The 26,977-nt window shown below is 68.4% G+C and carries 15 protein-coding genes and 1 pseudogene; 6 read left to right on the plus strand and 10 right to left on the minus strand.

Translation table 11 applies throughout. The features are described 5' to 3' along the window. Positions 1-137: 137 nt before the first annotated feature. Positions 138-857, minus strand: a complete 720-nt coding sequence (locus IH09_RS33855) for an XRE family transcriptional regulator (protein WP_052861410.1) — start codon at positions 855-857, stop codon at positions 138-140. A 282-nt stretch (positions 858-1,139) separates the two neighbouring features. On the opposite strand from IH09_RS33855, the gene IH09_RS38425 reads away from it, so the two are divergent. After that, positions 1,140-1,382, plus strand: a complete 243-nt coding sequence (locus IH09_RS38425) for a hypothetical protein (RefSeq protein WP_205379532.1) — start codon at positions 1,140-1,142, stop codon at positions 1,380-1,382. Then, complete coding sequence (locus IH09_RS40920) at positions 1,379-2,080, plus strand: DUF7848 domain-containing protein (protein ID WP_446750517.1); 702 nt, start codon at positions 1,379-1,381, stop codon at positions 2,078-2,080. The genes IH09_RS38425 and IH09_RS40920 overlap by 4 nt, the downstream gene beginning before the upstream one ends. A gap of 289 nt (positions 2,081-2,369) precedes the next feature. Here the strand turns inward: IH09_RS40920 and IH09_RS38435 are convergent, their stop codons facing one another. Continuing rightward, positions 2,370-2,633: an Imm32 family immunity protein gene (locus tag IH09_RS38435; protein WP_110952773.1), complete on the minus strand. Its 264-nt coding sequence runs from the start codon at positions 2,631-2,633 to the stop codon at positions 2,370-2,372. A 75-nt stretch (positions 2,634-2,708) separates the two neighbouring features. Then, positions 2,709-9,425, minus strand: a complete 6,717-nt coding sequence (locus tag IH09_RS33860; protein ID WP_190233494.1) for a polymorphic toxin-type HINT domain-containing protein — start codon at positions 9,423-9,425, stop codon at positions 2,709-2,711. A 305-nt stretch (positions 9,426-9,730) separates the two neighbouring features. Between IH09_RS33860 and IH09_RS38440 the strand changes: the two genes are divergently transcribed. Together IH09_RS38440 and IH09_RS40415 are read left to right on the plus strand one after the other, a co-directional pair. After that, a complete protein-coding gene (locus IH09_RS38440; protein WP_110952771.1) occupies positions 9,731-14,128 on the plus strand; it encodes an FG-GAP-like repeat-containing protein in 4,398 nt (1,465 codons plus the stop codon). A 349-nt stretch (positions 14,129-14,477) separates the two neighbouring features. Then, a pseudogene (locus tag IH09_RS40415) lies at positions 14,478-14,732 on the plus strand (hypothetical protein); the annotation flags it as partial. A gap of 304 nt (positions 14,733-15,036) precedes the next feature. On the opposite strand, the gene IH09_RS33875 reads toward IH09_RS40415, so the two are convergent. Continuing rightward, positions 15,037-17,529 carry an ABC transporter permease gene (locus IH09_RS33875; RefSeq protein WP_052861417.1) on the minus strand — a complete coding sequence of 831 codons (2,493 nt, stop codon included), beginning with the start codon at positions 17,527-17,529 and terminating at the stop codon, positions 15,037-15,039. 305 nt (positions 17,530-17,834) lie between these two features. On the opposite strand from IH09_RS33875, the gene IH09_RS33880 reads away from it, so the two are divergent. Beyond that, complete coding sequence (locus IH09_RS33880) at positions 17,835-19,391, plus strand: N,N-dimethylformamidase beta subunit family domain-containing protein (RefSeq protein WP_190233495.1); 1,557 nt, start codon at positions 17,835-17,837, stop codon at positions 19,389-19,391. Positions 19,392-19,681: 290 nt separating this feature from the next. Then, a complete protein-coding gene (locus IH09_RS33885) occupies positions 19,682-21,031 on the plus strand; it encodes a glutamate-cysteine ligase family protein (protein WP_052861419.1) in 1,350 nt (449 codons plus the stop codon). A 101-nt stretch (positions 21,032-21,132) separates the two neighbouring features. Here IH09_RS33885 and IH09_RS33890 read toward each other — a convergent pair whose 3' ends face one another. From IH09_RS33890 to IH09_RS33915, 6 genes are all read right to left on the minus strand, one after another. After that, positions 21,133-21,891, minus strand: a complete 759-nt coding sequence (locus IH09_RS33890; protein ID WP_052861421.1) for an iron ABC transporter ATP-binding protein — start codon at positions 21,889-21,891, stop codon at positions 21,133-21,135. Continuing rightward, a complete protein-coding gene (locus IH09_RS33895; RefSeq protein ID WP_242640637.1) occupies positions 21,888-22,811 on the minus strand; it encodes an iron chelate uptake ABC transporter family permease subunit in 924 nt (307 codons plus the stop codon). The genes IH09_RS33890 and IH09_RS33895 overlap by 4 nt, the downstream gene beginning before the upstream one ends. 130 nt (positions 22,812-22,941) lie before the next feature. Continuing rightward, the gene (locus tag IH09_RS33900) at positions 22,942-23,904 is read right to left on the minus strand and encodes an iron chelate uptake ABC transporter family permease subunit (protein ID WP_052861423.1); all 963 of its coding nucleotides are present in this window, start codon (positions 23,902-23,904) and stop codon (positions 22,942-22,944) included. A gap of 83 nt (positions 23,905-23,987) precedes the next feature. Then, a complete protein-coding gene (locus tag IH09_RS33905) occupies positions 23,988-24,980 on the minus strand; it encodes an ABC transporter substrate-binding protein (RefSeq protein ID WP_052861424.1) in 993 nt (330 codons plus the stop codon). A 407-nt stretch (positions 24,981-25,387) separates the two neighbouring features. Next, positions 25,388-26,227 (minus strand): SGNH/GDSL hydrolase family protein, encoded by an 840-nt coding sequence (locus IH09_RS33910; RefSeq protein ID WP_052861426.1) that lies wholly within the window; start codon positions 26,225-26,227, stop codon positions 25,388-25,390. After that, positions 26,214-26,783, minus strand: coding sequence for a PadR family transcriptional regulator (locus IH09_RS33915; protein ID WP_052861428.1), 570 nt, complete (start codon positions 26,781-26,783; stop codon positions 26,214-26,216). Before IH09_RS33915 ends, IH09_RS33910 begins: the two co-directional genes overlap by 14 nt. Between the last annotated feature and the right edge of the window lie 194 nt (positions 26,784-26,977).

Here is a 26,977-nt window from a genome sequence, read left to right on the forward strand (position 1 = left end):
CCACAGACCATCAGGAACCAGCCGTTGCGACAGATCGACACCCACAAACAGCCATGATGCCGCACCTCACAGCATCACCACGTGAGACATCCTCTTAGGCGAGTTCGGGTCGTCGTAGTACTCGGTGCGGGCCACGATCAGCCTTCCTCTCGTACGGGGGTGGCCGTCGCCCACACGGCGTTGAAGCTCTCAGCGTAGGTGTCGAACATGCCGCTCTCCTGGTGTCGGCGAAGATGCCATACGGGGGCGGTGTAGGCGTTGACGCCCCAGACGTGTGCGTTGACGAGTTGCTGGTCGTCGGCGCGGTAGAGGGAGTTGTAGAGGGTGGTGCCGTGGGTGCGGACTTCGATGCCCGGGGTGGCGGCGAGGGGTCTGTAGTGCATGAGTGCGAGGCGGCAGCGGGATTCGATGCCGTGGCCGAACCGCTCTTCCTGGCCGCGGGTTTGGACGTTGTCGCTGTCGGGGTCTCCGATCGCGATGCGGACGGTGCAGCCTTCGGCGGCGCGTTCGGTGAGGAGTTCGTTCAGCCGCGGGTACGCCTCGTGGAGGAAGACGGCCGCGTAGACGAGGATGTCGATCCGTTCCCGGGCTTGGGCCATCAGGTCGGTGAACGTCGAGACGGGAAGGTCGGCCCGCTGTTCGTAGAGCGCGACCAGTTCGGGGCTGATGGCGCGGGCGGGGCGGGCTTGGCGGAGCGCCGGCCAGAGTGCGTGCACGTCTTCTCTCAGGGCTTTGGCCGCCTGGAGGGCTGTGGCACGACGTGGGATACGCCCGAGGTTCACCCAGCGCTCGACCGACTTGGGGTCGACCTCGACCTGCTGAGCGAGTGCGGCGTACGTCCAGCCTCCCGCCGACATGACAGCTCGTAGTCTCTTGTTCGGCACGAGTCTCCCCCTTCGTCTCAGGACGGCATCAGGGACGTTCTACAAGGTGTGGGACGTCCCGAAGTGGGGTTTGGTGGAGGTTCCTTCGTCCCGGTGACCGACGTGAGGATCGGTGCCGACCCTGCGGCACCAACAGGCCCAGGGGCACGCATCAACGCCGCCGAGGAGCCTCACCGTGCGAATGAGCGCCACCCCATGTGTTCCCGACCTGCGACTGGACGCCCGGTCACGCGCCGCCTCGCCGGGGTGGCCACGATGACGTCCCCCACCCCTGATGCCGACGGGCACACCGTCTCGCCCGATGCCGGCGCCCTGGTGGTCGACCGGCGGAGCGGCAAGGTGGGCGTGGTGATGGGGCATGAGGGGCCGTACGTACAGCTTCGACCGCCACGCGGTGGCCGGGAGCGGGACGTGCCGCCCGAGGATGTACGTACGCCAACTCCGACGGAGGAGTTGAGCGCGAAGGTTGCCGTGGCCAACCAGAGGTGGGGACGGTGACCCCTCGCTCGGTCCTGCGCTACGAGACCTGGGCGCTCCAGCCCGACCGCGAGCCGGACGCGGAGCCGGTCCTGTACGCGATGCAGTGCGCCGTGGACGGAGAGACCTCACCGTCAAGCGAGGACGTCGCAGAACCGCAGAACTGGGTACTGCGTCACTGCGGCCAGAACCCATCCCACCACACCTATCGGGAGATCATCACCCGGCCCTGGAGGACCTGGCGGCAAACGTGGCCCGCCCCGCTCGCCCAGGCGCCGCACCGTGCTGACCCACCCGACTCCCGTCCCTGCCGGGCACGGCCGATCGAGGCTCCCCGTCCTCGTCAGCCCCGGCAGAGACGGGCCAGCACGTGCGTGCCGGGCTCATGGCCATCAGGTTCTAGCCTCAGCCACGGAAAGTCAGCCACGATAGCGCGCGCCGACCGATCACCCGCCACGTGTGTCTCGCTCAACCCCGCACCGGCACCAGCCCAGTTATCACCATCGTTACGGTCCCAGCCAGGCACAACGGCCGCGTTCCGGACGACAGCTCCGCCGGGGTGTCGACGCCGCCGGTACGAGCTCGCCGGACGGCCTCTCGGGAACCCGGCCGGTCTGCTGCTGAGCGGTCGGACAGCGGGGCCTCCGGTTGACAGTCCGGCCTATGCCTCTGGGCTCTGCGCGCCGAGTGCTCGGGGGCCGTCGCCAGCGGGGCGGTAGACAGGAGCGGGCGGCGGCCCCCGAGCACTCGGCGCGTGGCGGCCCGCGTCAGCGAGGCGCCCTTGGACCAGTAAAGAAACTCTGAACAGCTCACCCACTGACCGAGCACGGACAGTCCCCCGCCGCCCCAGAACGTGCGTTTCCAGTGTCGGTACGTCGCTTTGGGCCGACGTCGGGCATGGCGCAGAAGCTCGGTGCCATCGCGCGTGGGCGCCGCTCCATGCTCGGCAACAGTCCGCCGACGTTGCCGTCACCCGTTGCCGTCAACGGTCTGCCCGACACAAGAAGATCAATCTCCCTCCACCCGCTCAAGAATGAGGTCGGTTTCAGATTCGATCTCCTGATCTGCCGTTAGGTGAATATGGGAACCTTCATGAACACCTTGCTGAGCAAGGGTCAATAGATGACGTGCCAGTGAAGTCAATCCGGCGCGATTCGCCTTGATGACCACCTCCGTCAAGCTGACCGTCAATTCAATTTCAAAACCATCTTCCCAGACGAAACGCAGCCCTTCGCCATCGCGGTATTCTGGAACATCGATCACACGATCCATCGCTACCATCACTTCCCGTTGTGACGCAGCGAGATGCCGCCGAGGTCTCATTCGACGGCCCCTCACCTGCAGGTTCTATTCGAGGTAGATGTGTCGATTTTCGACAACCATCGATTTGCCAGGCTTTCTCGGATTCGGCACCATTCGCTCAAAGTTCATGTGAGGACCACCGCCGTGCTGTCCAGTGATATCCGATTCGCCCATCCTGGCAACGCGCGTGCCGTCCTTTGAGACGTATCGCCCACTGCCCTTCACGGGCTCGGAATAGCCGGGCCCAACCCACCTCTCAGCCGCGTCGAGTGCTTCGTTCGTTGGCACTCGGGTTCCATCCACTGGATGACCACCGGCATCGAATTTCCGGTAAGAGGTCCAGGGGTCGCAGTTTGAGTTGTGAACCAGGACCGGCGTCCGCCCCGCCAGCACATAGTACGTGTGCAAGCCCTCGACCGTGAGGTTGTAGGTCCGCGCATGCTTAGCGAAAGGCTGGTTCTTGGCCACGATGACGGTGTCGCCGTCGTTCGTGAGCAAGGTCATGCCGGGTTGGAGGGATCGCGCTTCGGTCCAGCGGTGTTCGGAGGGCGACCAGAACGGATGCTCGTGTGTGGCGGTGAGTGTTTCGATGCCTTCGGCGGTGGCGATGGAGAGTTTGTTGAATTGTTTATCGTCGTCGGTGACGATGCGGCGAGTTACTTTCCTGGTGCCTGATGCGCCGGTCTCCGGGTCGGTGGCCTGGACCTTGTCGCCGATCTTTATATCTTCGATGTTCTTTGTCGCGCCGTCGGACATGAGGACGCCGGTGCCGGCCAGGAAGCACTTGCAGTGTGACAGTGCTTCGACGCCTTTCACCTCCCTTTTCCCTAGCTTGAGGAGTTTGAGGTACTTTCCCCAAGGGAGGTCCGTGGCTGCGCTGCCGCAGTTGGCGTTGAATCCGAAATCTTCTGCGCAGCCCTTCCAGGCGTCAGCGTCGGGAAGGAAGACGGCTCCCCACGCGGCCGCATTCTCCTTTAGGCTGCATTTGGCGTCCCAGAAATCGCAGCCGCTCTTGAAGAGGTCCTTGACTCCGCATTTGATATCGAAGAATCCGCATTCGCCGCTGTCTTGGTTCCCGCCGCTCTTCGGTCTGCTGCTTCCTCTGTGGCCGCTGTCTTTCCGGGGAGCATTGCTGCCGTTCGTCCAGGGCTTGCTGGCACGTTCTTCCTCGACGAGCTCCATGCCGCCGCCGGTCTTGTGCTTGAGCCCGTGTCCAAGCCCGTCCTCGCCGAGCAGCATGAGGCCGTCAGGGTCCGTGAATGCCAGCGGATTGTTGTTGGCGTAGGTGTAGCCATGGACTTGTTGGGGGTCTGTCAGGTCCATGAGGGGGTCGACGGAGATGAATCGGGCAGTGGCGGGGTCGTATTCACGGGCGCCGAGGTGAGAGAGACCGGTGTCCGCGTCGTCAGTGCCCCCGACGAAGCCCTTGTCGCCGGTCCAGGCGGTGGGTTCGGGGCCGCGAGGGGCGCCGAAGATGGTGGTTTTGCGGCGGGTGATGGCCTGGTTCGCGGCGTCGATCTGGGTGGTGACGGTGTTGTGGGGATCGGCGAGAAGGTAGGTGAGGTTGCCGCCAGTGCGGACGGCGACGGGTTTGTCGCCACTGTTGTAGTAGCGGGTACCGACAGCAATGCCGGTCTTGGGGAGATGGAGCTCGTTGCCCTCGGGCAGGTAAAGGGTGGTGCCGCTGGAATCCTTGCGCAGCAGGCGGTTGCCGTCCGCGTCATAGGTGTACTTCGTGGTGGCAGGGCCCTGGGCCGTGGAGTCGAGATGGCCTTCGGCATCCCAGGACAGCTTCTGGGCATCGCCGGTACCGAGGGCACGCAGAGTGGTGTTGCCGGTCGGGTCGTACTGATAACTCTCCTCGGCGGTGCCCGTGGGGCCGGTCCGGGTGATGGCGGGCAGATTGTGCTTGCCGACAGCCGGCGGTGCGTAGGTGCGGGTGACATCGCCGGCGGGACCCGAGGCGGTCTTGTGCTGGGTCTCGATCTTGCGGTTGCCGGCGGCGTCGTAGGTGTACGAAGTCCAGTACGCGTCGGGGCCGCCGACGGTGGTGGCCGAAGGGGCGGCGGGACAGGCGTCGGTGGTGGAGGTCCAGGCTTCGGTGATGCGGCGCAGGGCGTCGGTCGTGAAGCACTGGTTGTCGCTCACCCGGGCGGCGTCCTGGCCGTACGACGTCGCGATGGCGGTGGTGTTGCCTGCCGGGTCGTAGGTGTAGCGGGTGTCGTCGATGCGCTGCGGAGCGGTGTCGCGGTCGTTGAAGGAGCGGACGAGTTCGCCGGTGTGGTCGTCATAGGTGTAGCTGCTGTTGAGGTGCTTGGCGAACTCGCCGTATTCCGCGATCTGGACGCGTCCGTAGTGGTCGAACTTGGTGTCGGAGACGAGGGGGTCGGACCCGGCGGTCAGCGTCCTGGGCAGGCCGGAGTTGGCGGTGTAGCCGGGCGACACATCCTCTTGCGGCAGACCGCCGACAGCAGGCTGACGGACCCACTTGAGCAGGCCGGTCTGGTAGTAGGCGGTGCTCCACTTGTAGGTGCCGGCCAGTCCGCCTTCCTTGGCGGGGATCGTGACCTCGGTGATGGACGGTTTGTAGAGGGTGCTGTAGGCGGTGGTCCTGCTGACGTACGCCGCGCCGTCGACGTAGCGAGTGCTGCTCGCGGGCTGCCCCTTGCCGCCGGTGGCGGTGTCGTACGTCCACTCGGCGAGCTTGGTGGTGCCCTGAGTGAGGGCGGTTCGACGGCCGAGGCCGTCGTAGTCGGTGTGCAGGGTGATGCCACGTGCGTCCTTCACGTCCGTGACGCGATCACCCTTGTCGTAGGTGGTGTCCGTGGCCCCCTTGTCGGGGTCGTCGGCGTGTATGGTGCGGCCGCGTGCGTCGTAGCGGTACTTCCAGGTGGCCTTCGCCGGATCGGTCACCTCGGCCAGTCGGCCGAGGCTGTCGTACGTATAGCCCGTGGAATTCCACGTGGTGCGGTCGCTGTCCGTGTACTGCTTCACCTCAACGAGGCGGCCTCGGGCATCGGCAACGGTGGTTGTGGCCGTCGCGCCCTTGGGCGGGACGACGGTGGTGGTGTCACCGGTGTACGTCGTGGTGGTGCGCTTGGTCTCGTCACCGAACTTGCGGGAGATGACGGCTTTCGGGCGTCCCGCGCCGTCGAACTCGGTGTCCACAGAGGCCGGGTAGAAGGTTTCCTGGCCGGTCACCGCACTTGGTTCGGCCTTGCCGTCCGCGTAGTAGGTGCCCGAATCGCGCCATGCCTGGCCGCGGCTGTCGTAGAAGGTCTCGGTGACCAGGCGTCCGGAGTCGTCAGGTGCGGGGGCCTGGGTCTGGAACGGGCGGAGCAGTCCGTCGAAGAACGCGTACGAGACCTGGTAGAGGCTGTTGTGGTTGAGGGCTTTGGTGGTGACGATGACGGGGCCGTCGGTGCGGACCTGGTAGCTGTATTGGTAGCTGGGGGAGTCAGGGTTGGCGGACGCCGGGCGGGCTGGGGTCCACACCATTGTGAGGCGGCCGAGAGCGTCATAGCTGTTGGTAGTCACACGGGAATTGGCGTCCGTGGTTTCGGCGGGCAGTCCGCGCAGCGGTTCCAGCGTGGTGGTGGTCTGGTGGCCGAGAGGGTTGGTGACGACCGTCTTGGCGGGCACCTCATCGGTATCGGGTGTGTAGGTGGTGGTGGTGGTCTTGCCATAGGTGTCACTGACCGCCAGTGCACGTCCGTAGATGTCGTAACAGAGTTGCTTCTTGGCCGTGCCGCAAGTGGTGGGCGTGCTGGCGGTGGTGTCGTAGCCGTCGCCCTTGCCATTGATCTGCTCAGTCCGGGAGACGTCACCGAGGCTGGGCGCGGCGGTCAGCGAGGTCGCGCCGTCGTAGTACGTACGGGTGTCGCTGATCGTGTCCTGGGGGCGGGTGGCGGCGGCGTCGCAGGGCACGGACACGGTCTCGGTGCGCGACACCAGGTTCAGCAGCCAGGCGTTCGTATTGCGGACGTACGTGGTTGTCGTGCACAGTTCGTCGCCGGTCTTGTCGCTGTCGCCGAGGTCGGAGACGGAGGCGACCATGCCGTACGCGTCGAAGGCGCGGGTCAGCGAGGTCTTGCGCTCTCCCGTTGACGTGGTCGTGCGGGTTCTCTCCGATTGCGTGCCGACATGGTGCGCCTCGAGATCCGGCAGACCGTTACGGGTCCTGGAAGCTGTCGGGGCCGAGAGCCACGGTATGTAGGAAGCGGCGGCGAGCAGGGGGCCGCCGTCGCCGTTGAATGAGGCTTTCTCACGGACCAGACCGGCGAACTGTTCACGGTCGGTGACTGATTCGCCTGCGGAGTCCTTCACGGCCTTGCCGTCCACGCCGCGGAAGTAGCGGGTCTCCGACAGCGTTCTGGGGTCGGTGTGCGCGCCGGTACGGACCTGTACGCGGCTGTAGCCGCGGGCGACGGAGTAGGTGCGGTCCTCTGCCTTGGTCAGCTCGTCGGTGCTCTTGGTCCAGGCGGCGCCGTCGAGATAGCTGTAGGCAGTGGTCGTCTCGGGCGAGTTCTTGACGCCGCCGCTCTCGGAGACCTGGGTGACGACATAGGAGTTGAACCAGTCCTGTTTGGCGGTCTCACCCTCGTAGGCCCACTTGACCGGATAGCAGCGCGTGGTGTTGGTGGCGTCCGGGGCCGGCAAGGTGGCGGCGGTGCAACCGACGTCCGAGTAGTTCACAGAGGTGGCCCCGCCGGTCTCCGTATTGATACGGGAGAGTCTCAGCCGGACGAAGGGGGCCAGGCCGTCGCCGAGTTTGTCGACACGGTTGTCTCGCTGTACCGGTTCGAAGGTGACGGACGGCAGCGTTTCGCTGCCCGCCGTTTTTCCGGTGCGGGTGATGGATTTCAGCCACATGGGGGTCGAGATGCCGTCCCCGGCGGGTGGGAAGTCCTGCTCCAGTGTCCAGGAGTCGACGTCTTTGTAGGAGCCTCCGGTGAGCACCTTGGTCGTGATGCCGCTCAGCCGTTTACGGGACCAGAAGCTGGGCGAGTACCGGTCCTTGCACTCCGTGCCGTCTTTGCATTCGAGGTCGTAGGGGACGTCCGGCCAGTACTTTGCGTTGTCCTCATTGAAGGTGCCGCAGTTCGTGAGGCAGCGTTCCTTCACGTCGAACGCGACCCGGCCCATGGCCTTGCCCGTGTAGCTGTCGTCGCTGCGCAGGCCGTAATCGATGTGGTCCAGCCAGCCGCCGCGGATATAGGGGGTGGCGGTTGCCTTGCCGGTGGTCTCGGAAACGTTTCGGCCGTAGTTGTTGGACTCGGTCTTCCAGTGGTAAGCCATCGCGTTGCCGTGCCGGTCGACGACGTAGTCCAGCTGCCAGCGCCATGCCTGCTGGCACCAGGCCGAGGCAAAAGATGCCTGGTAGCAGGGTTCACCGGGGTGATTGCCGAAGACGGGAACGGTCCACGTCGAGTTGGTCTCCGGAGTGCTGGAGTCCTTCCAGCCAGGAAGGCGGTTCAGACCGAAGAAGTACTGGGTGCCGTCGGCCGTGGTGATCTTCCAGTGCTCCCCGTTGTCGTCGCCGTTGTGGCCGTCGGTGAGCTTCTCGACCCTCTCACCGTCGTCATCGGCCGGGTGCCACTCTTTCTTGTCTTTGTCGTAGACGAGCTCGGTGCTTTTGCCGCCCAGTGACATGGTGGCGTTGTCGTTGAACCAGCACAGGTCGCCGACCTTGGTGGTGTTGGTGCTGCCTTCCTTGTCGTTGTTGCACGGCTTGTAGCGTCGCTCGATGAACCCCGGTTCCCAGCTCCAGCCGTCACCGATCCAGCTCGGCTGGTTGTTGGATGCCGCGGTGAGGCCGTCCACGCTGCGCGAGGAGTAGCTCAGCGACACCGAGGGCTGAAGGCCGCCGGGAACACCGGGTACGCCGACGGGGTAGGACCAGTTGAACGATCCGGACGCGCCACCCTGGCTCCATGCGCCCGACGCTTTGAGATTGGTCGCCTTGTAGTCTCCTGAGCTGCCACTGGAGTCGGCCGTAGCGCCCAAGACCGTCGGCGCCACCGCCGCTCTCGCGGTGCCTGCGCCGGCGTCAGGCGTCGCCAGGGTGACACTCGCCGTCGATAGTTTTCCTGACCGGGTGTCATTTTCTGTGGGCAGCGGCTTCTGGACGCGGCACTCGGCCTTCTCGGGGGTCCTCACCGCACAGCCCGGCAGCTGTATGAGGCGCAGCCGTGAGGCCCAGTCACCCCCGTAGGCGCCACGGAAGGACGAATAGTCGACCTGTATCCGGACCGGGACAGGTTTGCCCTTCGAGGCAGGTATGTCCGTACGGGTCATCGAAAGCAGCAGTCCGTCGATGCCGGCCTTCCGGGCTGCGCCGTGGTCCGCGAGCGTCACCTTGACCTTCGTCGGGTCCGCGGCAGCGGAGCGGGCGGTGGGACGAGCGGGGGTGACGGTGATGGGGAGCGTATCCGCGCGTCTGCCGGAAGCTCCCTGGGAAGACAGGCTATTGGTGACTTCGGAGTCGGCGGGGTCCAGTGCCACCTCGGTGCTTCCCGCTGCGGGCCACCTCACTTTCGGAGCCTGCCAGGAAGGGGCCGGTGAGGTGCCCGAGTGCTTGTTGCCTCCGGTGGCGAGAGGCTTCACGGGAACCGTCGGGGGCTGGAGGCGGGCCGGCCTCCCGGCGGCCAACGCGGAGCCGGGGTTCTCCGGCACCGCTGATACCGCCTGCCCAGGCAACAACCCCATCATCGCGGCGATGGCGACCGATCCCGCCAATCCGCGCATGCCGAAACGGCTCACGCCCCACCCCTTGCGCAATCCCAAAATGACCGGCGAACAGTAACAGGGGGTTCAAGAGTTGGTCATCACCCAACTCATCGCCAATGCCGGATCAGGCACATTCTTTGGCCTGATTCCCGTTACATGCGAACTGCCTGATATGCGCCCTCTAGTACCCGGAGGTGGAGTTGTGGCCGAAAGATCACTTGGTGTGCCGCAGAGGGGTCACATATAAGGTCACCGCAGCATTTTCCTCTCCAGGAAAGGGATAAAACGTGCGTAGTGTGCCCCGCAGGAGACCGCCAGGAAGCCGACGAAGAGCCGGATTGATCGCTCTCACCGCAGCCACGGCGATGTTGGCATCAGGCGTTACTGCCCGCACGGCGGCGGCCGCACCGTTCCCCGTCAATCCACAGCCCTCCGCCGCTTTCCCTGCATCCCCTGCGTCCGCCGGCGACGGATCGGTCAGCGAAGAGGACCAAGCCCTGCAACAGGCGCAGTCATCCGGAGCGCCCACGGAAGTCACTTCCGCCCGCACGGAGTCGTCCGACACCTGGGCCAACCCGGACGGCACCTTCTCGGTCAAGCGGTACGGCGCGCCGATTCGGCTGTGGCGAGAGGGCGAGTGGGTGGCCAGTGATCCGTCACTGGTCTTCGCGGACGACGGAACCGTGGTTCCCAAGGCCGCAAATGTCGCGGTCGTCTTCTCTGGCGGCGGCAGTGGGCCCATGCTGTCCGGAGTCAAGGACGGTCGGACGTTGACGCTCTCGTGGCCGACGGCATTGCCCAAGCCGACGCTCAAGGCGAATGTGGCTACATATGGCGAGATACTTCCGGGTGTCGACCTGCAACTCAAGGCCGAGGTCAATGGCTTCTCGCAGCTACTCGTGGTGAGGAACGCGGAAGCTGCCAAGAACCCCCAACTTGCCTCGCTGAAGTTCAAGTTGGACACGGTGGGCCTTACGGTGTCCACCGACGGGGAGACCGGCAGTATCACCGCGGTCGACCCGGCGGGGCAGGATGTGTTCACCAGCCCCACGCCGTTGATGTGGGATTCCACCGTCAAGGGCGGTGCAGCGGTGAAACAGCGGGCCGCCGGTGCCGCCGCCCCGGCCGAGGCGGCGGCAGATGACGCCTTCGAGCCTGCCCCGGGTGCCAAAGACGCGCAGATGCCCGCCACTGTCACCGGAGACACACTTCAGTTCTCCCCCGACCAGAAGCTGCTGGGCGCGAGCGATACCACCTACCCGGTCTATATCGACCCGACGCTGAGTACGGCATGGGGGCACCGGCAGAACTGGACTCGGGTCTACCGAAAGTACCCGTCCTCCTCCTTCTGGAACGCGAAGGAGGTGGCCCGCGTCGGCTACGAGAACGAGACGAATGGACTGTCCCGGTCTTTCTTCCAGATGGATACCAGCGACGTCAAGGGAGCGGATGTCCGGCAAGCGACATTCCGCATCAGGAACGTGTGGTCCTGGTCCTGCCGGGCGCAGCCTGTGGAGATCTGGCACACCGGGCAAATTTCCCGCCAGACCACCTGGAACAATCAGCCGGGTCGTATAGGGGCGCAACCTCTGTCCACGGTGAACGACGCCAAAGGGTGGCAGGGGAGTAATGACTGTCCGGCGGGTAATCTGGAGTTCGACACGACATCAAAGGTGCGCGAGGCGGCGACCAAGAAATGGTCCAGCGTAACTTTTGGAATGTCGGCGACAGCAGGTGATGAGGACAGAAGAAACGAATTCAGCTGGAAAAAGTTCGACCCGAAAACCGCAACTTTGGAAATCAGATACAACCATCCCCCGAAGGTGCCCTACGCGCTGGGGACCAACCCCAAGACCTCCTGTGACGGCGGGGGCCTCATCGGGAACACCCGGGTAAGCCTTTTCGCCACGGTGGATGACCAGGACGCCGGCAACCTCACCGCCCAGTTCCAGGTGTTCAAGTCAGGCTCCACCACTCCGGTGCTGGATCAGTCACTCAGCGCCATGAAGCAGCGGTCCGTCACTCTTCCCCTTCCCGACTCCACTGTCCCATCGGGGAGTTACCAGTGGAAGGTGCGAGCCAAGGACGCCCAAGGCGCATACTCCTCCTGGAGCAGGACCTGTGCGTTCTCCGTCGACCGTGAAAGACCGTCCAAGCCGCCGACGGTCGGCTCTGCAGAGTTTCCGAACGGCGAGAACGGCTGGCCCGCAGGCACCGGGAAAGCGCGCACCGTCGGTCATCTCAATCTTTCCCCGAACGGTGCCACCGACGTGGTTCAGTACGGCTGGTACAGCGACTACGACCCCGAGGTGAAATACATCGACGTGGCCACTGCGGCGGCTTCACCCCCCACCTTCAAACCGCCAGGGTACGGACCGCACTTCATCTACGCGTTCAGCATCGACAAGGCCAAGAACCGGTCGGATACCGCTACGTATGTGTACTACGCCGCACGCTCCGCAGAGCGGGACGGCCCTGATGATCTCAACGGCGATATGAACAACGACATTTGGAGCGTCGACTCCAACGGAACACTTCTGACCTACGCCGGCCAGGGCAACAGTCAGTTCTCGACAGCCACCAATGGTGGCCAGTCCTTCGACGGCGGAAAGGTCGCTTCGCGGGGTGACTGGGGCGGTGACGGCTACAACGATCTCATCGCGCTCGAATACAACGCCGCAGACAAGAGGAACCAACTCTGGATCTACCCCAACAACGGCACCGGGATCGCCTCGCCCGACCGCAAGCATCCACTCACCGTGGCCTGTCCCGACAAGCAACCCGGCAGCGACGACGACCCGGACGGATGCAGCGCCGGCGACGACCACTGGAGCGACGCCGACCAGATCATCGCTCCCGGCGACCTCAATGGTGACGGCATGCCTGATCTCCTGGTCAAACAGGGAAAGCTGCTGTGGGCCTACTACGGCAATCGCAGTGAGTTCCTGGACCGAGTCGGTGCCCCGGTCCTGGTCGGTGGAAAGGACTGGAACAAGTACACGGTCATCGCGCCCGGTGATCTGAACGGCGACGGGTTCGCCGATCTGTGGCTCCGTGACGACGCGACCGGCGACCTGTGGTGTGCCTACGGCAAACAAGGCGAGAGGAAGGGTGTCCTCGATCCGGCCACCTGGGGCACAGCAAGTCTCGTCAAAGTCAGCAGTGGCCTGTCCGCTCATACATATCCGGTCCTCGGCTCCTCCGGTGACGTGACCGGAGACGGTATCCCGGACCTGTGGGCCCGTAAGGCCGACAACACCATGACTGGCTGGCCTGGAAAGAAGACCGGCAGGGACTTCACCGGCTTCGCGTCCGCCTTCACCATCGACGGGATCGTCGGCGGCTCCCGCATTCCCGCCGGCACTCGGCTCAACCCCGGTGACTCGTTCACCTCCCGTTCCGCCAAGCTCACCATGCAGGACGACGGTGACCTGGCCGTCATCTCCAATGCGGGCAAGACGCTGTGGTCCACCAAGACCGCGGGCAACCCGGGCTCCACCGCACTCATGCAAGCCGATGGCAACCTCGTGGTCTACAAGCCCGATGGCAGCACGAAAACGTGGGAGTCCCAGACCAAGGCCCCAGGTGGCTACGCCCTGCTGCAGGACCGCGGCAACCTTGTGGTCTACAACGTCAAGAGCCAATCCCAGTGGAGCAGCGGAACGGCGATCCGGCATGACTACAACGGTGACGGACGCAGCGATATGGCAGCTTGGTACGACTACCCGGACCGGCACGACGCCCTGCACACCTTCCTGACCAACTCTGACGGCACCTTCCAGCCTCCGTTCTCCTCGTACAGCTCCGCCGTCGACAGCTGGAATGTGCAGCACATGCAGTTCGCCACGGGCGACTACAACGGCGACGGCCGGGGCGACATGGCCGTGCTCTACAACTACGGCGGGGGCAAGGTGAAGGTGTTCACCGCCTTGGGCAAGCCCGACGGCGGATTCAGCGCACCCTTCAGTTCCTGGAGCGCGCCCGCCGGCAGCTGGTATGCCGAACACATCACCTTGCACAGCGGCGACTTCAACGGCGATGGCCGTGACGATCTCGCATTCTGGTACGCCTACAGTGACGGCTCGGACGTGCTGTTCACCCTCACCGCGGATGTCCGCGGTGGCTTCAACCACCCCTTCGGCTCGCTGACTCAGCCGGCCGGTTGGTGGGACGTCGCGCAGAGTAAGTTCGTGACCGGTGACTTCAACGGTGACGGCCGTGACGACCTCGCGGCGCTGTACGGGTACCCGGACGGCAGCGTGAAGATGCACACCTTTCTCACCGCACCCACCGGTGGTTTCACCCCGGGCATCCAGTCCTGGGGCAGCACCGTGACCGGCTGGGGTGACTGGAACCGCACCTACCTCCAGGCCGGGGACTTCGACGGGGACGGCAAGGACGACGTGGTGGCTTGGTACGACTACGCCGACGGTCACGATGCTCTGCACACTTTGATCAGCAAAGGCACCGGAGACGGTGGCTTCAACAAGCCCGTCCAGTCCTGGAACTCTGCGGCCGGCAACTGGTACTACCCCCATATGAAGATCGTCGCCGGTGATTACGACGGCGACGGCCGTGACGATCTGGGCGCCATGTACGGGTACGCCGACGGCACCGTCCGCATGTTCACCTGGACGGCCACACCCACCGGTGGCTTCAACTTTGCCGTCCCCAGTTGGAGTACCCCCAGCGGCTGGACCTTCTCCAACGTCTTCATGCTGAACCGCTACAACTGATCCTCACCGACGGCGGTTCTCGCCCCCGTCCGCGGGCAGCGAGAACCGTCGTCGGCCTGTGGGAGCGCCCGGGGCGCTCAGGTGGCGGGCGCGGCTGGAGAAGCTGGCGGTGAGCCTGTGTACGCCCGAAGCCTTCCCCTCTCGCCCCCGCTCGTCAGGGTGGGGGGATGTGCACGCACCACGTTCCCACCTGGGAAGTTACCGAGAGCAAGGGGTGTGAGACCTCCTGGGTCGAGTGTGACGGCAGCGTTCTGCGGGTCCGGGGCGGGCGGTCGGGACCGTGCTGGAGACGTACTGGATCTCGTACGAGCTCGAAACGGGGCGGGACTTCGTGACGCGGAGGCTGTGGGTGCGCGCGGAGACGTCCACGCGCACCCGCGAAATCGATCTGCGGCGCGGTGACGACGGCCGGTGGACGGTGCCGATGGGGCGCTCGCTGCGATCTGGGTCTGTGTCCGCTCACCAACACCATGCCGGTGCGCCGGCACGGGCCCCATCTGGGGCTGGGAAGCGGGACTTCCTGATGGCCTGGGTCTTGGTGCCGGATCTGATGGTGCGGCCGACGCGGCAGACGTTCACCCATCTCGCGCGTACCGAGCGTGGCGCGCGCGTCCGGTACGCGGCGGGTGACTTCCGCAGCGAGGTGGAGTTCGACGGGACGGGCTCGTCCTCGACTACCCGGGGCTGGCCTGCCGTCTGCCCGCCGCGCGGTGAGTCGGCCCCGCCAGTGTTATGCAGTGAATCGGCGGTGACGCTGTCGTGCGGTGAATCGGCCGCGGTCCACCGCCGTGCGGTGAATCGTCCCGTTCCCCTCGCCCGCGTACGGCCCACCGTGCCCACCGGTCACGCAGCGCGCGTCGTCCCACCGGTCACACCGCGCCCACCGGCCCGCCGCGCGCACCCACCGATCACGTCGTATGCAGCGCGGCCACGATCGTCATCCGCCGCACCCGGCGTGCCGGCAGGACGGCGGCGGACAGGCCGATCAGTACGGTCAGCGCCAGCACGCCGAGCACCGGCAGGACGGGCGGGCCGCCGACGGTGCCGACCGCGGAGGTGACCGACCGGGCGGCGGTCCAGCCGTAGCCGACTCCCAGGACGGTGCCGACCAGGGCGCCGGCCAGTGAGAGCAGGACGGCCTCCAGGGTGAGCATGCCGCGCAGTTGCCGCCCGGACAGACCGATGGCGCGCAACATGCCTATCTCCCGCGCGCGTTCGCTGACGCCGAGCATCAGGGTCGCCGCCACGCCGATGCCCGCGATGGCCACGGAGAAGCCGAGCAGCGCCATGGTGATCAGCATCATCCGGTCGAGCAGCGCCCGCAGACTCTCCACCTGGGCGGTCGTGTCGGTGACCTTGACCTGCGGGTAGGCGGCGAGTGCCCGGTCCACGGCCCGGCGGGCCGCGAGGCGGTCGGTTCCCTCGGCGGGGCCGATCCACACCGTGGTGACGGCCGTACCGGGGGCGAGCCGGTCCATGGTCGCCGGTGTCACATACAGGGCGGCGCCCGCTTGCAGGGAGAGCGGCAGCGAGGCCCGGCCGCCGTCGAACCTCAGGGTGGTTCCGGGGCGGCCGGCGGCGGTCACCCGGTGTGTGCCCGTATCGCCGCCGAGGACGGTCAGCGCGGTGCCGTCCGGCAGGTGCCCGGCCCGCTCGACGCCGTCGGCGGTGGGGTTGAGCAGCCGGGGATCGGCGCTGACCACGACCGTGCGCCGGCCGTCGACCGTCAGCGTGGCCGAGCGGACGGGCGTGACGTCGAGCCGGGGCTCCGCGGTGAGCGCGGTGAGCGCCCCGGCGGGCAGCGGGCCGCTGCCGCCGGTCGCCGAGAAGTCTGCCGGCTGCCGCGCGGAGACCAGCGGCACCAGTGAGTTGCCGGTGATCCCGAGCGCGGTGACCGCGGAGACCATCACGGTGACGCCGAGCAGCAGGGCGGCGCCGGTGGCACCGGTCCGGCCCGGATTGCGCCGCAGCTGCTGGGTGGCGAGGCGCCCGGTGGTGCCGCACGCCTTCCGGGCGAGGAAGCCGAGCGCGCCCACGATCGGCGGCAGCAGCCGGTGGGACAGGCGCAGCACACCGAAGAAGGTGCTGATGGCGCCGGTCGTCGCGGCGAGCAGGGACAGCGGGGGCCCGGCGAGGGCCCCGGCGGTCAGCAGGGCGGTGCCGCATACCAGCAGCAGGCCGGAGAAGACCGCGGCGCGCCGGGCCGCCGGGCGGGAGGCGGCCTGGTGCGCGCCGCCGAGCGCGGCGATCGGCGGTACCGCCGAGGCGGCCTTCGCCGGGCCGCGGACGGCCAGGACGGTGAGCAGTACGCCGAAGAGTCCGGCCAGTACGCAGACGACGGGGGCGGGGGTGAGCGAGAGCCGCACCGGGCCGAGATCCAGAGTGCCGAGCAGCGCGGTGCCTGCGGCGCACAGCGCCGTGCCGAGCAGCACCCCGGCGGCGGAGGCACCGGTGCCGAGCAGCAGGCCCTGACGGAGGATCACCCGCCGCACCTGCGTCCGGTCGGCTCCGATGCAGCGCAGCAGGGCCAACTGGCGGGTGCGCTGGGCCAGGACGACCGAGAAGGTGTTGCTGACCACCATCCGGGCCACCGCGAGGGCGATCAGTACGAAGGACAGGGCGGCGATCAGCACCACCCCGTAGACGGTCCGGCTCTGCCGGGTCGCCTCGGCGCGGGAACCGTCTCGGGTGCGGACCTCGGCCCGGCCGTCGAGGGCCCGGCCGACGGCCTCCGCGACCCGGCCGTGCGAGGCACCGGGGGCGGCGCGGATGTCGAGCTGGGTGCCGAGGATCCGGGTCGCGTACCGGCTCATCCGCTCGGCGGGTACGCCGATGACGGGGCGGCCGGCGAAGCTGGGCGCGCCCCGGCCGTCCAGGGTGCCGGAGAGCACGGCCGTGACGGTGCCGCCGTCGGCCCCGGTCAGCTGGACGGTCGCGCCGGGGCGGGCACCGAGCCGCTCCGCGGTGTCGCCGTCGAGCAGTACCTCGCCGGGGGCGCTCGGCCACCTGCCGTCCTTGAGCAGTTGCCAGCGCAGGCCCGGGTCGGCGGCGACGGAGCTGGCCACGGCGGTGTCGTCGAGCGGCCGGCCTGCCGGGGTGCGGACGCCGCCCTGGCCGGCCAGGCGCAGCGACACCGCGGCCACCCCCGGCACCCGCCGGGCCCGCTCGGCCGTCCCGTCGGTCAGGCCCACCGCCTGCCCCTGCGCCGTACGAGGGGTGGCCTGGACGTCCGCGGGCCCGACCTCGGCGGCGGCCGACTGGCGGTAGGAGTCGACGAGCGCGCCGCTGCCGCTGACCGACGCGATCAGGAAGGCCACGCCCACGGCGACGGCGGCGCCGGTGAGGACCAGCTGCCGTAGCTGCCCGGAGAAGTCGGCCAGGGTGTAGCGGTATGTCGTCATCGTTCCTCGTGCCGGTGCGGCCCGAGCGGCGTCGCGGTGCCGTCGGGGCTGTTCCTGAGCGTAGGAACGGAATAAGCGGCAGTCGTCAGATCACCGTCGGGTTCCGGGGTCGACCCCGGGAGGTACGGGACGGGCGGCCGTCATCCCGCGGAGGTACGGCGGCGCCGCGTCACATCAGGCGCGTCACATCAGGGTCGGGCCGGGGCCGCCCCCGTTCGCGCAGGTGGACGTCCCGGGTCGTGGGGCGGTGCGCGGCACCGGATGATCGTGCTGACCGCAGTGGGCCGGACGCGCAGGAGCGGGCGATGAGTGAGGACGCGGAGCACGGCGATCGCCGCCACGGCGGGGGAGGGCGCACCGCGCCGGACGGGCCGGCCCGCCGGCGCTTCCTCGGGGCCGCCGCGGCGGGGGCCGTCGGCCTCACGGTGGGACTGGCGGCCGGCTGCGGCTCCCCCTCGGGCGGTACCCCGGAAGGCGCACTGCGGGGGAGCCCCGACTGGCGGATCCGCTCGGTGGGCCCGCCCGACGCGGTCCAGGGCTACACCGACAAGGTGAGCGTCCTGCCCGGCGAGGAGTTCGGGCTGTACGTCTCGACCACCGCACCCGGTTTCCGGGTCTCGGCCTACCGGGTCGGCTGGTACGGCGGCGCGCAGGCCCGGCTGGTCTGGCGCTCAGACCGGACGGTGGGGCGGCGGCAGCGCCCCGCGCGGCTGCTCGCCGGTACCCGGAGCGTCCGGGCGGACTGGCAGCGCACCCTCGGTGTGCGCACCGACGGCTGGCCGCCCGGCGCCTACCTGCTCCGGCTGGACGCGGAGCACGGGCACCAGCGCTACGTCCCCCTGATCGTGCGCTCGGCGCGCGCGGCGGGCGCCACCGTGCTGATGCACGCGGCGGCGACCTGGCAGGCGTACAACACCTGGGGCGGCTACAGCCTCTACCAGGGCGCGGACGGCGGGTACGCGACCCGGTCGCTGGCCGTCGCCTTCGACCGGCCGTACGACGCGAACGGCGCCGAGAAGTTCCTGGTGTACGAGCGGCCGGCGGTGGTCCTCGCGGAACGGCTGGGCATCCCGCTGGCGTACACCACGGGGCTGGACGTGCACGGCGCGCCCTCGGCGCTGCGCGGGGCCACGGCGGTGGTGGTGCTCGGCCACGACGAGTACTGGACCCCGGAGCAGCGGCAGCATCTGACCCGGGCGCGGGACGCGGGCACCAACGTGGCCTTCCTCGGTGCCAACACGTGTTTCCGCCGCGTCCGGCTGGCGCCGGGACCGTCCGGCGCGGGCCGCACCGTGGTCTGCTACAAGACCGACTACCGGGACGACCCGCAGTTCGCCGCGGACCGCGCCCTGCCGACCCACGACTTCCGCCAGGCGCCCGCCGCCGACCCGGAGTCCGCCCTGACCGGCGTCCTCTACGAGGGCTACCCCACCGACGCGCCCTATGTCGTGCACAGCGACGACCACTGGCTCTTCGCGGGGACGGGGGTGCGGCGGGGCGACTCCTTCGGCCATCTGGTCGGGGTGGAGTACGACCGGGTCACCCCGGGGGCGCCCACCCCGGAGCAGCTGGAGATCGTGGCCCACTCGCCGCTGGTCTGCAAGGGACGGCGCAGCCACGCGGACTCCGCGTACTTCACGGTGCCCGGCGGTGCGGGCGTCTTCGCCTCCGGGACGATGCGCTGGGTCGAGGCGCTCACGGCGGGGACGCGCGAGAATGGCCGTAATCACGGTATGGACGCGCGGACGGGAGCCTTCGTCATCCGGACGACCGAGAATCTGCTCCGTGCCTTCGCCGCGGGCCCGGCCGGGCGGACACAGCCGGCGCCGAGAGCCAACGTACGGCGCGTGTACGCGACCTGACCGGCGGTTCCCCGGCCCGGCGGCGAAAGGCGCCGCGACGGCGGTGGCGGCGGCGGACGCCGGTGGCGGCCCGGCCGGGCCCGGCGACCGGGCCGGGATGCCTCCCCGTGGCCGACACTGCCTACTGGCCGTGCCCCCGGGGGTGGGGTTCACTGACCGCTGGTGTTGCCGCGCACCTCTGTGCACAACGGCTCCCCCCGTGGCCCGTGCGTGGGACGGCGGGCCGGGCGGGACTCCGGACGGTGCGCGGCCCGGCTCGCACGTCGGCGATGAGGCGAGGAGAACTGCTGATGGGTAGGAGCACGCTGCGGCGGGATGATCTCAGATCGTTGTTCACCCCGCCGGCGACTGCGTCGGAGCAGGTCGGGCTGGAGATCGAGTGCGGTGTCGTCGACCCGGAGACCGGTCTCGGGGCCGCCTTCGGGGGCCGGCGCGGCATCAAGGCCGTGCTGGCGGCGCTGCTCGCGGAATGGGAGGGAAAGGCCCAGTACAACGACGGGGAACTGATCGGTGTGGAACTGGCGGACGGAGGGCTGATCGGCCTCGAACACGGCGGACAGTTCGAGTACTCGGCGCCCCCGGCGGCCGATGTGGTCACGGCGGTGGACGAGCTGCGGCGCACCATGGAGCGGCTGGCGGAGCTGCTGGGGCGCTTCGGCCTGGCGCTCCTGCCCGGTGCGACCCTGCCCTTCGACCGGGTCGAGAGCGCGCCCCTGATGCCGCTGAGCCGCGGGGTGCCGATGCGCGCCTACTTCGCCGGACTCGGCGCGGTGGGCAGCAGGGCGCCCGGCATCCTGTCCCTGTCGATGTCCACCCAGGTCCATCTGGACCCGCTCTCCGAGGAGGATTTCGCCCGGAAACTGCGGATGCTGACGGCCGCCTCCCCCGTGGTCGCCGCACTCTTCGTCAACTCACCGTTATACGCAGGGGAGTTGGACGGCCTGCTCTCGCACCGCTCATACGACTGGCTGCGGACGGATCCGCAGCGCTGCGGTGTCCTGCGGGCGGCCCTGGAGGGCGACGCGGACTTCGACGCCGTCATCGACTGGGCGCTGCGGCGCCGCATGATCTTCTACCGCGACCGCGCCGGGCGGCTCCGGCCCGGCCCCGACAAGCCGTTCGCCGCGGTCCTGGAGCAGGGCTTCGACGACGGCGGCACGGTGACGTACGACCACTGGGTCTCCCATATGACGCAGATCTGGACGCACGTCAGACCCCGCCGGACGCTGGAACTGCGCGCGCCGGACGGCCCCCCGTACCCGTACATATCCGCCGTACCGGCACTGTGGACGGGCCTGTGCTACCACCCGGCGTCCCGGGCCGCCGCCTGGGAACTGCTGGGGCGCTACGGCGTCGCCGAGCAGGAAGCGGCGACCGAGCAGCTGCCGGCCGAGGGGCTGCGCACCCTGCTGGGCGGCGACCGCGTCCACGAACTCGCGGCCGAACTGGTGCGGTTGGCGCGGGAGGGGCTGCGGGCGCGGGTGGCCGCCGGCCTGGAACGCCCGAAGGTGCTGGAGTACCTCGACCCGCTGGACGAGGTACTGGAGACGGGGCAGACCTTCGCCGAACGGTGCGCCGCACGCTGGGAGAGGGACCTGGCCCGCGATCCGCGGCGGTACGTCGCGGCGTACCGGGTCTGAGGAATCGGACCGGGACGGGCCGGGGCTGCCGGTGCGGCGGCTCGGCTCGGCCCGGTCCGGCCGGTGAGGGCCTGTGACCGGGCCGCGGGCCCCGCCCGGACTCAGCGGTAGTACACCGCGGTCCGCTTCCCGTCCACCTCATGGACCTGGACGGGGGTGTCGAACACCTCGCTGAGCACCTCGGCGCGCATCATGCCCGCCGCCGTGTCCGACGCGGCGATCAGCCCGTCGCGCAGGGCGATGATGCGGTCGGAGTACGTCGCGGCGAAGTTGATGTCGTGGATGATCAGGACGACCGTCTTGCCCAGTTCGTCGGCGGCGCGCCGCAACTGGCTCATCATGCGCACGGAGTGCTTCATGTCGAGGTTGTTGAGCGGCTCGTCGAGCAGGACGTACCGGGTGTCCTGGGCCAGCACCATGGCCACGTACGCACGCTGGCGCTGACCGCCCGAGAGCTGGTCGAGGTAGCGGTGCTGGAGTTCGCCGAGGTGCAGGAAGTCCAGCGCGTCGTCGACATGCGCGATATCGCGTGCGGTCAGCCGCCCCTTGCTGTGCGGGAAGCGCCCGAACGAGACCAGTTCACGTACGGTCACCCGGGCCGTGAAGTGGTTCTCCTGCCGCAGGATGGACAGCACTCGTGCCACGTCCTGCGACGGGGCCTTGTGCACATCGAGCCCGTCGACGGTCACGGTGCCCTCGGTCGGCTCGGTGAGCCGGCCCATGATGGTCAGCAGCGTGGACTTGCCGGCGCCGTTGGGCCCGACCAGCGAGGTGATACCGCCCGCCGGAATCCGGCCGGAGACCGGCCCGAGCACCACCTGCTCGCCGTACGCCTTGCGGATGCCGGTGAACTCGATCACAGGGTGCCCTTCCGGAGCAGATGGACGAGGAAGACCGCCCCGCCGAGGAATTCGATGACGACGGTGAGCATGCCGGAGGCGTAGAAGACGTGCTCCATGATGAACTGCCCGCCCACCAGGGTCAGCAGTCCGATCAGGAAGGCCATCGGCAGCACGATGGTGTGCCGGTGTGTACCGGCCATCTGGTAGGCGAGCATCGCGGCGACGAACCCGAAGAACGTCATGGGGCCCGCGAGCGCCGTCGACAGCGAGATCAGTACGGAGATCAGCAGCAGCATCAGCGTCAGCTCGCGCTTGTGGTCGATGCCCAGGCCCGTCGCGGTGTCGCGGCCGAGCAGCAGCGTGTCGAGCAGGTGGCGACGCCGCCAGAGAATGATCCCGGCGATCACGCAGACCGCACCGGCCAGCGGCAGATGGGTCGCCTCGGCGCTGCTGAGCCGCCCGAACAGCCGGGCCGAGAGCACGTCGTACTCGGCGGGTGACAGCAGCCGCTGGAGAAAGACGGACAGACTGCCGAAGGCCAGGCCGAGCACCACGCCCACCAGCAGCAGCACATGCAGGCTGCCGCGCCGCCCGGAGAACAGCCAGCGGAACAGCACGGTGGTGAAGCCGACCATCAGCACGGTCTGGGTGACGAGTTTGGGCAGTCCGTCCGTGGCGGCGAGCACGCTGCCGCCGAAGACGAAGGCCAGCAGGGTCTGCATCAGGGTGTAGACGGAATCGAACCCCATGATCGACGGGGTGAGGATCCGGTTGTGGGTGAGGGTCTGGAACACCACGGTGCTCACGGCCTGGGCGAACGCGGCCACGGCCATCGTGCCGAGCATGGTCAGCCGGCGCTCGATGGCGAACTCGAACGACCCCTGCACGAACAGGAAGAGGAAGCACACCACGGCGACGGCGACCAGGGCGCCGGCCACGCCGACCCGCGCACCCCCCGACAGCCTCCGGCGTCCCGCACCCGCCCCGGCCGACGGCGATCCCGGTGCCGTGGATGCCGCTGCCGCCGTCGGCGGGCCAGGCCGGTCCGGGGCGGCCGTCACAGGAGACTCAGACATGTGCCTTACCTCGCTGACGCAGAATCATCGCGACGAACACGACCGCCCCGACCACGCCGAGCACCACCGACGCCGGGATCTCCAGGGGGAACACCACGATCCGGCCGACCAGATCGCAGGTGATCATCAGGGCCACGCTGCTGAGCACCACCCACGGCAGGTTCTTGCGCACATCGTCACCGCGCACCAGCGAGACGATGTTGGGCACGATCAGCCCCAGGAACGGGATGAAGCCCACCACGACGGCCGTGACACCGGTCGCCAGGGCGACCATGGTGAGGCCGATGAACAGGATCCGCTTGTAGGGCAGTCCGAGGCTGGTGGCCATGTCCCGGCCGAGCCCCGCGATGGTGAACCGGTCGGCCGCCAGGTAGAGCACGACGACGATGATCCCGACCACCCACAGCGGCTCGTACGTACCGCGCACCACCGAACTGAACCCGCCCGACCGCCAGGTGGCGAGCATCTGCATCAGCTCGGTGGTGTTGGCGATGTACAGCGTCACCGCGCTGATCATCGCCCCCAGCATGATGCCCACGATCGGCACGATGACCTGCGACTTGAGCGCGATGCGGCCCAGTACGCCCAGGAAGACGAGCGCACCGGCGAACGCGAACGCGCTCGCCGCGGCCATCTTCACCAGCACCGGCGCGCCCGGCATGAGCAGGGTGAGCAGCAGGATGCCCAGCGCCGCCCACTCACTGGTCCCGGTGGTGGTCGGTTCGACGAACCGGTTCTGTACGAGCATCTGCATGACCACACCGGACACGGCCATCGCCGCGGCGGCGAAGACCAGGGCGAGTGTGCGCGGCACCCGGGAGATGACGAACATGTTCCGGGCGTCGGGGTCGGTGAACAGGGCGGGTACGTCGATGTCGTAGCCGCCCACGAGCAGCGAGGCGATGATCAGCGCCAGCACACAGAGTGCGGCCAGCGCGAGGGGGAGTCGGCGCATGGGGCTTCCGGGCGGGGGTGCGGAGGGAGCGCGTGGCCCCCGGACCGTGACGGCCGGGGGCCCGCGCCTGCAAGGGGGGAGTCTCAGCCGGCCTTGGTGAAGGCGGTCGCCACCTGGTCGAAGGCCGCGGTGTAGGACTGCGCGCCCTCGGTCACGTAGAAGTCGGCCGGCAGGTAGATGACCTGACCCTGCTTGCGGAACGTGGTCTTCTCCCACGCCTCTATGCCGTCCACCAGCTTCTTCGCGGCGACGGTCTCCTTGCCCGGGTCGGTCACGGCGGCGTCCCGGTCCATCAGGATCATCCAGTCCGGGTTGAGCTGGGCGACGGTCTCGGGAGCGAGCCCGGAGTTGTTGTGCACGGAGTTGCTGTCCTGGCCCTCGGCGCTGAGCACGTTCTTCAGCTTGAGCGGTTCGATGAGCCGCCCGATCCGGCTGGCCCCGTTGTCGATCTTCCCGGCGCTCGCGACCCCGAGGAAGACCTTCTCGCCCTTGGTGGCCGCCGCGGCGGCGTCCTTGGCCTTGTCGAGTGCGGCGACGATCTCCTTGGCCTTGGCTTCCTGCCCGAAGATCTTGCCCAGTGCCTCGGTCTGCGTCTTGAGCGAGTTGACGTACCCGCCCTTGGCCTCGTCGGACGGCGCGACGTCGACGGTCTTGGCAATCTTGGACAGCTTGTCCTGGTGGCTGGAGAACCGGTACCCGCCGACGATCAGATCCGGCTCGGCCGCGTTGATCGCCTCGAACTTGGGCTCACGGTGGCTGCCGGCGTCGCCGATCGAGGAGTCGCTCTTCCAGTCCTCGAACCCCTCCTTGGGGAGCAGCGTCTTCGGCACGGCGACGGGCTTGACCCCGAACGCCTTGAGCGTCGCGAAGGAGGTGTTGTCCAGCGCGACCACCCGAGCGGGCTTGAGCGGCACCGTCATCTCGCCCTTGCTCGTGGCGACGGTGACGCTGCCCTTGGCCTTGTCCGCGTCGGACGTCTTGTCGCTGCCGGATCCTCCGCAGGCGCTCAGCGCCGCACCCGCGCACAGAATCGTGCCGGTCACGGCGAGGGACTTACGGAAGCGAAGGGAACGCACGGCGGATGACTCCTAGGTCTGACTGGCAGCCGACAATGCCTCCAACGGCGACGGCTGCTTGCTGCCCCTGACTTCGCTTAGCCTAACCTAACTTTTGGAAATATTGATCCATTCATTACCAAACATCGCGACGGAGGGGCTTGCGTCGGCCACGGGGTGGCCGGAATGCGCCGGGTGTGTGGCGCTCGCGACGGACCAACGGCCGGTGTCAGAGGTCTTTGTGAAGCCCTGTGCGTGCGTTCCGGCCTCAGTCCCCGTACTCGCGCGGTCGCTCAGGGGGCCGGCCGCGGCGCCACCGACCGGGTCGGCCACCTGCGCGGCGGCGGGGCCGGCCGGTCGGCGGCCTGTCGTAACTGTCCGGCAGGCAAAGGGAGTTCGGTGAGCGCTTCAGGGGCGCGCCCGGCTGTTCAGGAGCTAGAGGGAGCGTCTCCCGCACCGTTCCACTCCGCCCCGCCGCGTGCGGGAACGGTGTGTACGGGACGGAGGTCCGGACGTTTCGCGGTGCGCCCGTCGCCGGAGGACTGGCCGCGCAGGCGCCTGCCGAGCCAGGGCCCGAGGAAGGAGGCGGCCCACCGCAGTTCGTCCGCCGCCGTGCGCCATCCGGTGGGGGTGGCGGGACGCGGGCCGGCCACCGGTCGGGTCCACGAATCGTCGCTGCCCGGCAGGTCCAGGGCGTGGGCGACGGCGGCGGCGATCCGCTCGTGGCCGAGTGGGCTCGCGTGCAGCCGGTCGGGGCTCCAGAGGCGGGGATCGGTGACCACGGGGTGGTGCGCGGTCTCGGCGAGGGTGACGCCGTGCCGGTGCGCGGCCTGCCGGATGCGGTGGTTCAGGGCGCTGATGCGGGAGCTGACCGGGCGGGCGAGCGGGGTGATCCGCGCCATGTCGGGGAAGGTGAGCGTGGCGACGCGGGCGCCCTGCGCGGTGAGCGCCGCGAACATCGCCTCCAGCTCGCCGGCGACCTCGTCGGCGTCGAACCGCGGCCGCAGCAGATCGTTGACTCCCGCGACGACGGTGGCCAGGTCGGGGCGGAGGGCGAGGGCGGCTGCGAGCTGCTCTTCCCGGACCTGCCGGGCGAGACGGCCGCGTACGGCCAGATTGGCGTACCGGACGCCGGAGTTGTGGAGCGCGAGCTGCTCGGCGAGCCGGTCGGCCCACCCCCGCAGCCCCACGGTGTCGTCGCCGTCGCCGAGGCCCTCGGTCTGGCTGTCGCCCAGGGCGACGAACCGCAGAGGGCTATCGCCGGGCACGGGCCGCCTGCCTCTCCCGCAGGACCTCCGCGGTGCGCCGGCACCAGTCCCGGTTGCTCCGCTCGAAGTCCAGACCACGCCGGCAGGTCAGATAGGGCCCGATCCGCTCGCCGTGCCGCAGGAACTCCTCCTCGTCGCGGTCGCCGCGCATCTTCCGCAGCAGTACGTCGAACAGCTCGGCCTTGGCCTCGGCGAAGACGGCCCGCTCGGTGAGCTGGGCGACCAGCACATCGGTGTCGAGGTGGTCGGCGGCCTGGACCTTGACGAACAGGTCGTCACGGATGAAGGAGGGCTTGGCGGTGGCCGTCGCGAACTCGTCCAGCTCGGCCAGCCCCGCATCGGTGACCTGGAACAGGCGCTTGTTGGGCCGGGTGTCCTGAACCACTTCCCGCCCGGCGACCAGCCCTTCCTTCTCCAGCTTGGCCAGCTCGGCGTACAGCTGCTGCGGCAGTGCGTGCCAGAAGTTCGCCACACCCGTGTCGAACGCCTTGGCCAGCTGGTACCCGCTCAACTCCTCGTCGAGAAGCGCCGCCAGCACGGCATGACGCAGCGCCATCGGCCCGCCCCCTCTCACCTCTGTCCACGGAACCCGCCTCATGATAGTACTCATGAATCTGACTAGTCACATTCATGACTATCAACTGTCAATCACTGTCGAGGAGTCTCAATGATGAAGTCAAGCCGCCTGCGTGACCGGCGGGGCGGAGGTGAAGAGCCGCCCGTCACGCAGCAGGGCCCACAGCACACTCG

The sequence above is a fragment of the Streptomyces celluloflavus genome (genome assembly GCA_000720995.1).
Lineage (GTDB): Bacteria > Actinomycetota > Actinomycetes > Streptomycetales > Streptomycetaceae > Streptomyces > Streptomyces celluloflavus.

Excerpts from the sequence above, each read along its gene's own strand:
- IH09_RS33855 (WP_052861410.1), bottom strand. The coding sequence starts at position 857 with ATGTCGGCGGGAGGCTGGACGTACGCCGCACTCGCTCAGCAGGTCGAG.
- IH09_RS38425 (WP_205379532.1), top strand. The coding sequence starts at position 1,140 with ATGACGTCCCCCACCCCTGATGCCGACGGGCACACCGTCTCGCCCGAT.
- IH09_RS38435 (WP_110952773.1), bottom strand. The coding sequence starts at position 2,633 with ATGGATCGTGTGATCGATGTTCCAGAATACCGCGATGGCGAAGGGCTG.
- IH09_RS33875 (WP_052861417.1), bottom strand. The coding sequence starts at position 17,529 with ATGACGACATACCGCTACACCCTGGCCGACTTCTCCGGGCAGCTACGG.
- IH09_RS33880 (WP_190233495.1), top strand. The coding sequence starts at position 17,835 with ATGAGTGAGGACGCGGAGCACGGCGATCGCCGCCACGGCGGGGGAGGG.
- IH09_RS33885 (WP_052861419.1), top strand. The coding sequence starts at position 19,682 with ATGGGTAGGAGCACGCTGCGGCGGGATGATCTCAGATCGTTGTTCACC.
- IH09_RS33900 (WP_052861423.1), bottom strand. The coding sequence starts at position 23,904 with ATGCGCCGACTCCCCCTCGCGCTGGCCGCACTCTGTGTGCTGGCGCTG.
- IH09_RS33915 (WP_052861428.1), bottom strand. The coding sequence starts at position 26,783 with ATGGCGCTGCGTCATGCCGTGCTGGCGGCGCTTCTCGACGAGGAGTTG.